The 10,650-nt window shown below is 59.4% G+C and carries 5 protein-coding genes, 1 tRNA gene and 1 pseudogene; 2 read left to right on the plus strand and 5 right to left on the minus strand.

Translation table 11 applies throughout. The features are described 5' to 3' along the window. Positions 1–639: 639 nt before the first annotated feature. The 5 genes and pseudogenes from JWR98_RS19145 to JWR98_RS19165 all read right to left on the minus strand — a co-directional run bounded on the left by JWR98_RS19145 (position 640) and on the right by JWR98_RS19165 (position 7,244). On the minus strand, positions 640–1,968 hold the full coding sequence (locus JWR98_RS19145; RefSeq protein ID WP_205490920.1) for a tyrosine-type recombinase/integrase: 1,329 nt from the start codon (positions 1,966–1,968) through the stop codon (positions 640–642). Between the two features lie 164 nt (positions 1,969–2,132). Next, positions 2,133–2,207 (minus strand) — tRNA-Thr (locus JWR98_RS19150). 121 nt (positions 2,208–2,328) lie between these two features. Beyond that, entirely contained in the window at positions 2,329–3,705 is a 1,377-nt protein-coding gene (locus JWR98_RS19155; RefSeq protein WP_078731136.1) for an HlyD family type I secretion periplasmic adaptor subunit, read from the minus strand. Further along, positions 3,695–5,847 (minus strand): annotated as a pseudogene (locus JWR98_RS19160) (type I secretion system permease/ATPase). The gene JWR98_RS19155 and the pseudogene JWR98_RS19160 overlap by 11 nt, the downstream one beginning before the upstream one ends. A 44-nt stretch (positions 5,848–5,891) precedes the next feature. Next, the gene (locus JWR98_RS19165) at positions 5,892–7,244 is read right to left on the minus strand and encodes a TolC family outer membrane protein (protein WP_003171076.1); all 1,353 of its coding nucleotides are present in this window, start codon (positions 7,242–7,244) and stop codon (positions 5,892–5,894) included. A gap of 331 nt (positions 7,245–7,575) precedes the next feature. Here JWR98_RS19165 and JWR98_RS19170 point away from each other — a divergent pair, with 331 nt between their 5' ends. After that, on the plus strand, positions 7,576–10,446 hold the full coding sequence (locus tag JWR98_RS19170; protein WP_205490929.1) for a retention module-containing protein: 2,871 nt from the start codon (positions 7,576–7,578) through the stop codon (positions 10,444–10,446). Continuing rightward, on the plus strand, positions 10,401–10,650 hold a 250-nt coding region (locus JWR98_RS19175; RefSeq protein ID WP_205490931.1), incomplete at its 3' end, for a hypothetical protein. The genes JWR98_RS19170 and JWR98_RS19175, both read left to right, overlap by 46 nt.

The raw sequence follows: 10,650 nt of genomic DNA on the forward strand, positions 1-10,650 counted from the left end.
CGGTGCGTGCCTGACTGTCAGTCAGGTGCAGTCCATTCCTTGGGCTGCGGCACCATCATCTGCATCGCTGTTGCCGGTGACTTCGGTGTTTGTCACGCCGATTGTCACGAGGGGGAATGCCGCAAAGCCTTGTACGAGTTGGGCTGCAGCAGCGGTAGGAGCGCCCGTCTCTTTCCGGGAGAAAGAGACGGGCGCAGGTTGGCGCAATGAAATGGCCAAGCGGATAGGTTGCTGCAGGGCAGCTATGAAAGGGGATGAGTTGCCGCAGTGGGCACTCTGGTAGAAGTAGGCATCCATCACATCGCTGTGACCGTGCGAGCCGCCGGACGCTAATCGCACTTTGGGAGAACCACCACGGTGTGGCGTAGCCTCAAAGGTTCTGGCTACCTGGGGTTGCTGTCGACGACAGCGCTTTGCCCGATCTTTTCTACGCCTGTGGATAATTTGGGTCAATGCTCGAACTTTTGGGGATTCTGCGGCTGTGGATGAAATTATCCACCGGTGGAAATCTATGGTTTTCCACAGACAATTTGCGTGGACTTTAGATTTTTTTAAATGAGGTCCATCCGAGCAGGGCGGCTTTGCAGCCCCGCTTGGATGGACCCGCGTGGAAGGGCGGACTGCGATGATCTCATTGGCTTACCCGCGTTTGGATGCGCCACGGCTATTTTGTAGGGCGGTGATGTTGTTGCCGACTGGGTGAGCGAATTCGTGAGGCGTTACATGGCCGCTGCGATTGGCATCAATGTAGTTGCTCCACCACGCCATGATCAGCCGGCGCTGCTCCAGAAATTCAGCTTTGTGGATATACGCGGCGCGCACACGGTTGCGCTCCTTGTGACTCATTTGTCTTTCGATGGCTGCGTCGGTCCATAACCCGGACTCCAGCAGAGCGCTACAGGCCATGGTCCTGAAGCCGTGGCCGCACACGTCCTTGCTGGTGTCATAGCCGACGTTGCGGAGCATGGTGTTCACCGTGTTCTCGGACATGGGCTTCCAGTACTTGTGGTCGCCCGGTAGCACTAACTCTGAAAAACGACTGAGGCTGCGCAGGCGCTCCAGTATTTCGATGACCTGCGGCGACAGTGGGACCATTTGAATGTCGCCGTTCATCTTGGTCCCACGTGTGGAGTTGCGTACCCCTTCAATCGGTGCGCGCGTATCGGGGATTTCCCACATGGCGCGTTGGAGGTCGAATTCACTCCATCGAGCAAAGCGTAGTTCGCTGGAGCGGACGAACACATGCAGAGTCAGCAGAACGGCAAGGCGCGTTAGCTCGCGGCCGTTGTAGTTGTCGATACGGTGTAGCAATTCGGGTAGACGGTTGAGGGATAGGGCCGGACGATGGATTGTGCGTGGCGCGTGAATCGAGCCTGCCAGATCCAGTGCAGGATTCATGGTGATCTGCCGAGCCCTTTTGGCCCCGCGCATGATGGTGGATAAGTAGTTCTGTACCCTTAACGCCACATCCATGGTGCCGCGTTCCTTGATGCGCTGGGTGATCTCTAGTAGGTCGTGGGTATCGAGTTCAGCGATGGGTCGTTGGCCGATTAGCGGGAAGACGTGGGTACGCAGTCGGCTCATCACGGTTTTCGCGTGTCCTTCGGTCCAGCGGCGGGACATATCAGCGTGCCATTCTAGGGCGACGGTTTCGAAAAGCAGTGCCGCCCGTTGGGCCACGATCTTGGCCTTTTTCTTTTCTTCCATTGGGTCGAGGTTGTCGAGCAGCAACGCCTTGGCTTCGTCTCGCTTACGTCGTGCGACGGAAAGGGTAACGATGGGGTAATTGCCGATGATGAGCGTACCTTCCTTGCCGCTGGGCTTGGTGTACTTCAAGCGCCAGGTCTTCACGCCATTGGGTTTGACGAAAAGGTACATGCCGCCGCCGTCGAACAGTTTGTAGGCGCGTTCGCGGGTTTTGGCCGTGCGGCATTGCAGGTCGCTGAGGGGGATCGCTAGACGTGGCATAGGGGTACGCGCTCCTGACCGGGAAATCGCAGTACCCCTAACATACCCTCGGGGAAGGGGGATTTTGTTGGATCCCGACGGAGGGTCCTGGAACGAAAAAACCCGCCAAAGGGCGGGTTTTCGGGGCTTCCAGAGCATTCGGTGGAATGCAATGGAGCCTAATGTGGTGCCGGCACAGGAGTCGAACCCGGGACCTACTGATTACAAGTCAGTTGCTCTACCAACTGAGCTATACCGGCGTGTTAGGGCGACGATTATAGCGACTGCCAGAGTTCTGTAAACCCCTGAAATCTGACTATTTTTGCGAAAACCCAAGTTTTCGCAAATCTCCCCGCATTTCCCTACGTGCCTCGCGAAAAATCAGCGTTCGTGCAGTGCCTCGGCGCGCGATTTGATGATTGGTTTGAGCAGGTAGCTCAGGATGCTTTTCTTGCCGGTGATGATGTCCACAGACGCCACCATGCCCGGGATGATCAGCAATGGCTTCTCGTCGGTGCCCAGGTGGCTGCGGTCGGTGCGCAGTTTGATGATGTAGAAGGTGTTTTTCTTCTCTTCGTCCATCACGGTGTCGGCGCCGATGGTTTCGAGTTTGCCTTTGAGGCCGCCGTAGATGGTGTAGTCGTAGGCGGTGAATTTGATCATCGCCTCTTGGCCGGGGTGCAGGAAGGCGATGTCTTGTGGGCGGATCTTTGCTTCCACCAGCAGGGTGTCGTCCAGCGGGACGACTTCGGCCATGTCGCTGCCGGGCTGGATTACGCCGCCGACGGTGTTGACCAGCATCTGTTTGACGATGCCGCGCACGGGGGAGGTGACCATGGTGCGGCTGACGCGGTCTTCCAGGCCTTTGGAGGTCGCTTGGGCCTTGCTCAGGTTGGTGCGGGCTTCGTTCAGTTGGGCAAGGGCTTCGCTGCGAAACTTGCCACGGGTTTCGTCGATTTTGCGCTGCACTTCGTTGATGGCGGCCTGGGCGCGGGGGATGGCCAGGGTGGTGCCGTCGAGCATGCCGCGGGTTTCGACTTCGGAGCGCTTGAGGCGCAGCACTTCTACCGGCGAGATCGCGCCTTGTTTGACCAAGGGTTCGGACATGCCGATTTCCTGGCGCAGCAGGTTCAGGCTGTTGCGGTATTGCTCCTGCTTGGAGCTGAATTCACGCGACTCTTGCTGGCGTTGCAGCAGTTGCTGTTGCAGCCCGCCAATTTCGTCCGCCAGTTGCTGGCGGCGGCTCAGGTACAGCGATTCTTCGTTCGAGGCCTGGTTGGGCACGGCTTTGCGCGCCTCCTCGGTGATGTTCAGCGGGCGATTTTCGATCTCGGCGCTAAGGCGTTCCACGCGCAGTTCCATGGCCACGCGGTCGGCTTCGGTTTCGCCGACGTTGGAGGCAAAGCGCGTGTCGTCCAGGCGCACCAGCGGCGCGCCGGCTTCGACGATCTGCCCTTCGTGCACGTAGATCTGAGCGACGATGCCGCCCTCCAGGTTCTGGATTTTCTGGATGCGCGACGACGGGATCGCCTTGCCGTCACCCTTGGTGACTTCGTCGATAATCGCGAAGTGCGCCCACAACAACAGGAACACGAAAAAGCCGATCACGCCCCAGATGGTCAGGCGCACGATGCGCGGCGCATCGTCGATCAGCGCCTTTTCGACCTCGGGCAATGGCTGGTCATCGAGCGAGTCGCTGCCTTTGAAATAGCGGAAGATAACGTTCTTCCAACCGCCTGCACCGGACTTAAGCAACACTGATCTGCCCCTTTTTCAGCGCTTCCATGACGGCCGCTTTTGGACCGTCTGCGAGGATCTGGCCACGGTCGATCACCAGCAGGCGATCGACCAGGCTCAGCAGCGAAGCACGGTGGGTGACGAGAATCACCGTCTTGTTTTCGATAACCGACTGCAAACGTTGTTTCAGGCGTTCTTCACCGGTGTTGTCCATGGCGCTGGTCGGTTCGTCCAGCAGCAGAATCGGTGGGTTCAGCAGCAGTGCGCGGGCCAGGGCGACGTTCTGGCGTTGACCGCCGGAAAGGTTTTGCCCGCGCTCGCCCACTTGCAGTTCGTAGCCTTGGGGATGCAGCCTGGCGAATTCGTGCACGCCGGCGAGTTCTGCCGCCTGCAGCACCATCTCGTCATCCACGTAGCGCGCACCGGACACGAGGTTGTCGCGCAAGGTGCCGGCCAGTAGTTGGATGTCCTGGGCCACGTAGCCGATGTTATGGCGCAATTCGCTGACGTCGATCTGGCGGATGTCGACACCGTCCACCAGCAGCGAGCCGGAGTCCGGCTGATACAGGCCCACCAGCAGCTTGGCCAGCGAGCTTTTGCCCGAGCCGCTGCGGCCGATGATGCCGATTTTCTCACCAGGGCGAACCGTCAGGTTGATGCCTCGCAGCGCCAGGTTCTGCTGGTTGGGGTAGGTGAAGTCGACCTCGCGGAACGCCATCGCGCCTTGCAGCGTTTTGCGGCTGAGGGGGCGTTCGTCGAAGTTGCGTTCCTGCGGCAGCTCCATCATCTGGTCCACCGACACCATCGTCACCTTGGCTTGCTGGTAACGCGTCAGCAGGCCCGACAGCTGCGCCAACGGGCCGAGTGCACGACCGCTGAGCATGTAGCACGCCACCAGGCCGCCCATGCTCAGGACGCCATCGATGATCTGGTACACACCGAAGATAATCATCGCCACGCCCGCCACTTGCTGGATCAGCAACGTGATGTTCATCGCCAGGCCGGACAGCACCTTGACCCGCAGCTCCAGGCGGCTGAGGGTGCCGATGGTTTGTTCCCACTGGTATTGGCGTTCGCTTTCGGCGTTGTTGACCTTCACCGCATCCAGCCCGGCGAGGGTTTCGATCAGGCTCGACTGGCGTTCGGCACCCAGAGCCATGGTGCGCTCAAGTGTCGCCGTCAGCGGTTTTTGCAGGAAGTGGCCGATGCCCAGTGCGAGCGGGAAGGCGACGATGGGGATCCAGACCAGGTGGCCGCCGAGCAGCGCGATGACCGCGAGGATGATCAGGGTAAACGGCAAATCGATCAGGCTGGCGAGGGTCAGGGAGGTGAGAAAGTCGCGCATCCCCTGAAACTCATGGATGTTCGAGGCGTAGCTGCCGACGCGCGCCGGGCGCATTTTCATCGACATGCCCACGATGCGCTCGAACAGCGTCGCGGAGATGATCAGGTCGGTTTTCTTGCCCGCCAGGTCCAGGCACAGGCTGCGCATGCTCTTGAGCAACAGGTCGAACAGGTAGGCGCCGCAAATACCAATGGCCAGCACCCACAAGGTGGCGGTGGCCTGGTTCGGCACTACGCGGTCATACACGTTCATCACAAACAGCGGCGCGGCCAGGGCGATCAGGTTGATCACCAGGCTGGCGGCGATGGCGTCGGCATACAGCCAGCGCGAACGCTTGAGGGTGTCCTTGAACCACGAGCGCGCGCGCGGGATTAGCGTGCCGCTGGTGACGTCAAATTTATGTTGCGGCTGGGCGAAGAAAACCCGACCGCTGTAATCTTGACTCAGCGTCTCACGGGTGACTTGGACTTCGCCGCCGTCACTTTCGCTGAGCAGCAGGCGGGCAGTGTCGCCTTCCCATCCCAACAGCACCGCACTGCGACCTTCCTTCAGTAACAGCAAAGCCGGCAATGCAATGGACGGGATCTGCTCCAGCTTGCGCTGCAGCAAACGGCCCTGCAAACCCGCCCGGGCGCTGCGCGGGGCAGCAAATCCGGGCTCAGGCGCTGCCCCGCCAGGGGCAGGCCTGTGGTGAGCATAGCCCGGCTGGCGGGCTTGTAATGCAGGGAGCAGAGCGTCAACAACCCGTCCAGCAAGGGGTCGTCATGCTGACTGCGCGGGTCATGGTTGAGCTGCGCCACACCTATTTCAGAATCCAAGCTGACTCTCTCTTAAACGGTTGAGTGGTTCACGCCGTCAAGAATCAGTTCATCCCTGGCAGGTTTACCTTCGTTTTGACTTCGTTCTGCACAACCGATGCCAGCGGCGCAACGACGCCCTGACTTCTCAGCAATTGGCCCATATCGGCCTTGATGCGGTACTGCGTATAGATGTGCAGGTTTTTGATCTGTGCCAGGCGCTGCTGAGCGGTGAACAGTTCGTTCTCGCTGTCGAGCAGGTCGAGCAGTGTACGTTCGCCCAGGCTGAACTGCTGCTGGTACGAGGTGCGCACTTTATTGCTGCGGTCCACGTATTGCTGTGCGATCGGCACCTGCTGGCTAGCGTTATTGTAGGCGTTCCACGCCAAACCGAGTTCTTCATTCAGCTGGCGCAGCGCATTGTTGCGAATATCCAGCGCCTGGCTGGCCTGAGAGGCCTTGGACTGCAGGCTGGCCTTGTCGCTGCCGCCGTTGTACAGGTTGAACTGCATGTTCAGCATGGCGGAATAACCATTGTCATGGCCTTCTTCGCCGCCGATGTTGTTATTGGCTGAGCGTTGCAGTACGGCATCAAAGCGCGGGTAGAAAGTCGACTTGGCGGCTTCGTACTGCTTTTCGGCAGCGGCGATATCCGACTCGGCCGAGCGCAATACCGGGCTGTCCGCAACCATCTGGCGGCGTGCTTCATCCAGGCTGGCCGGCAGCGCGGTCACAATGCCCATTGGCTTTTCGAGCTGATCGGGCTCTTTGCCGACTACGCTCAGGAAGTTGGTATTGGCATCCGCCAGGTTGGTCTGTTCGGTGATCAGGTTGTTTTGAGCCTGAGCCAGTCGGGCTTCGGCCTGGTCCATGTCCGCCATTCTGCCGACGCCACGGCTGGTGCGCAGTTTGATCTGGTCAAAAATACGTTCGTGGCTTTTCAGGTTGTCTTCTGCCAGTTGCACCATCTCGCGACGGGTCAAGACATCCAGATAAACCTGGGCAACCGTCAGTGCGGTGCGCTCGGAGGTATTGAGCAGCGCATAGCCACGGGAGTTGGCGGTGGCTTGTTGGCGGCCCACTTCATTGATGGTGCCGAAACCCTGGAACAAATTTTGCTGAAGTCGGATGGTCGACTCGCCGCGGTTCAGGGTTTTCCAGTCATGACTATTGCTCGCGGCGCGGGTCGAGGTGTTGTCCGAGCTTTCACGGCCATAACCGCCCAGCAGGTCGACTTTAGGCAGGTAGCCACCCTGGGCCTCTCTGACCTGGTAGTCGGCGGCAATACGCGCATTGATAGCCGCCTGGATCTCCGGATGGTTTTTCACCGCGTCCTGCATCGCTTCGGGAAGGGTTTGAGCCTGGACGAAACCGGCGGCCAGAGCAAAAGGCATAACTTTAAGAAGGTGCAAACGCATTCTATTTTTTCCCGAGGATTGGTTGCCTGAAAAACCGCAACAAATTGGAGTGGCAACTCGAAATGCCCGTTTTTCTTGGACGCCGAAAGGCGCAAACAGAAAGTCGCGAGGCCGCTTAAATATCAATGTGACATTACGAGGCGGATTGTTTAGGATGGCGTCCAATAGGTCAATACCTTGACGGGAAAGTAATTTTTCTCACGAAACAACAAAATATTGACGCCAATATATTTTCGAAAAAATGTGTACTCCAACTATCTGAATCGGCAGCGGCGAGCGGGCCGGTCTCCTTGATGGATACCCCCGAACGGTAATACACGGAGAGTCTTTTATGAGCAGCGTTGCGGTCGTCAAAAGCATTGTCGGTCAAGTGTTCGCAGTTTCCCCGGAAGGGATTCGCCGCCTGCTGGTAGAAGGGGATCGCCTGGTTGCCGGGGAGCAGGTCGATACCGGCCCTGCGGGTGCCATATCGTTGGAGCTGGCCGATGGTCGAGTGATCGACCTGGGTCGCGACAGCCAATGGAGTGCCAACGCGCCTGACTCGGCCATCGACCTGAGTGCCGCCACTGCTCAAGCCGCACCGTCCGTCGCCGAACTGCAGCAAGCTATCGCTGCCGGCGTCGACCCGACCCAGAACCTTGAACCCACTGCGGCCGGTCCGACCGCTGCAGGCGCGGACGGCGCCGTTGGCGGCGGCCACAGCTTTGTCGTGCTGGAAGCCACCGCCGGCGTGGTTGACCCTACCATCGGTTACCCGACGACCGGTCTGAACGCCGCTGCTGCCGTGGGCAATACGCTCACCGCCGGCGATAACAATGGCGTCGACCCGCGCAACGTCACCATTACCCTGACCGCCACGCCCACCATCACCGAAGCCGGTGGTGTTGTCGTTTACACGGCGTTTATTACCCAGGCACCCACCAGCGACCTGACCGTCACCTTGTCCAACGGTCTCGCGGTTGTGATCGCTGCTGGCCAGACCTCGGGTGCACTGAACGTCACGTTTGCAGGCAATGACACGCCGTACCTGGATGCTTCGTCGATCTCCGCGACCATCACCGGCACCGCCGGCGGCGGCAACCTGATCATCACCACTGACCCGGCGCCAGCGGTCACCCAGATCAACGACACCATCGACACCACCACCGTCACGCTGACCGCGACCGCGTCGGTGGATGAAGGCGGCAAGATCGTCTACACCGCGACCGTGACCAACGCGGCGCAGACTGACGTCGTGATCAAGCTGTCCAACGATCAGACCATTACCATCGAAGCGGGTAAAACCAGCGGTACCGTCAGTGTCGACACGCCTGCCAACCTGGCCGATGGCAAAGACCTTGTCGTCAGCGCCACGATCACCAGCGCCACCGGCGGTAACTACGAAAACCTGGCAATCAATCCTGCTGCGGCCACCTCGACAGTCGTCGCCGTGGACAATGCAAGCGTTTTGGTCGCCGATACCACCACGATTGCAGAAGATGGCTCCGCCACCGGCAACGTGCTGAGCAACGACAGCGACATCGATAACGTGTTGACCGTTGCGACGTTCAATGTGGACGGCCGTACTTTTAACGCAGGCCAGACTGCTCAAATCGAGGGTATTGGCTCCATCACCATCGGTGCTGATGGTGCGTATGTATTCACCCCGGTCAAGGACTACAGCGGCGAAGTGCCGCAGATCGGCTACACCACCAATACCGGGTCGAGCAGCACGCTGACGGTGACGATTACACCCGTCAATGACCTGCCCGTCATCGAAACGACGGCCAATACACTGGTCGAAAACACCGCTGTGGCCGGGACTGTGGCCGGCACGTTCAGCGTCAGCGATGCGGAAACGCCAGTTGCCGGTCTGGTCGTGACCTTTACGGGTGACAGCAATAAAGACGGCTACTACGCCATTGTTGGCAACAACGTGGTCCTGACCCAGGCCGGTGCCGATTTAGTCAACGCAGGCAACAAACTGCCGGCCTTTGACCTGACCGTGACGGATGCTGCCAACACCACTGCCCAAGCCAGTGCGACCCCGGACGTTACTCTGGTCAACGACCTGCCAACCATCGAAGTGGTTGCCAACCCGTTGGTTGAAGACACCGTCAGCAAAGACACCATCGCCGGTTCCTTCACCGTTGGCGATGAAGAAACCCCAGTTGCCAACCTGGTTGTCACCTTCACCGGCGACAGCAACAAAGACGGCTACTACGCCATCTCCGGCAACAACGTGGTCCTGACTCAAGCCGGTGCCGACTTCGTTAACGCGGGCAACAAACTGCCTGCGTTCGACCTGACCGTGACCGACGCCGATAAAGGCAGTGCGACCGCCGCCGCTACCCCTGACGTTACTTTGGTCAACGACCTGCCAACCATCGAAGTGGTTGCCAACCCGCTGGTTGAAGACACCGTCAGTAAAGACACCATCGCCGGCTCCTTCACCGTTGGCGACGAAGAAACTCCCGTTGCGAACTTGGTTGTCACCTTCACCGGCGACAGCAACAAAGACGGCTACTACGCCATCTCCGGCAACAACGTGGTCCTGACCCAAGCCGGTGCTGATTTCGTCAACGCAGGCAACAAACTGCCAGCCTTCGACCTGACCGTGACCGACGCCGATAAAGGCAGTGCGACCGCCGCCGCTACCCCTGACGTTACTTTGGTCAACGACCTGCCAACCATCGAAGTGGTTGCCAACCCGCTGGTTGAAGACACCGTCAGTAAAGACACCATCGCCGGCTCCTTCACCGTTGGCGACGAAGAAACTCCCGTTGCGAACTTGGTTGTCACCTTCACCGGCGACAGCAACAAAGACGGTTACTACGCCATCTCCGGCAACAACGTTGTCCTGACCCAAGCCGGTGCCGACTTCGTCAACGCAGGCAACAAACTGCCAGCCTTCGACCTGACCGTGACCGACGCCGACAAAGGCAGCGCCAACGCCGCCGCGACCCCGGACGTCACCCTGGTCAACGACCTGCCAACCATCGAAGTGGTTGCCAACCCGCTGGTTGAAGACACCGTCAGCAAAGACACCATCGCCGGCTCGTTCACCGTTGGCGACGAAGAAACCCCAGTTGCCAACCTGGTTGTCACCTTCACCGGCGACAGCAACAAAGACGGCTACTACGCCATCTCCGGCAACAACGTCTGCCTGACTCAAGCGTGCGACTTCGTCAACGCAGCGAACAACTGCCTGCGTTCGACCTGACCGTCACCGACACTGACAAAGGCAGCGCAACCGCCGCCGCTACCCCGGATGTCACCCTGGTCAACGACCTGCCAACCATCGAAGTGGTTGCCAACCCGTTGGTCGAAGACACCGTCAGCAAAGGCACCATTGCCGGCTCCTTCACCGTTGGCGACGAAGAACCCCAGTTGCCAAACCTGGTTGTCACCTTCACCGGCGACAGCA

This window comes from Pseudomonas lactucae, from assembly GCF_016937615.1.
In the GTDB taxonomy this organism is placed as follows: Bacteria; Pseudomonadota; Gammaproteobacteria; order Pseudomonadales; family Pseudomonadaceae; genus Aquipseudomonas; species Aquipseudomonas lactucae.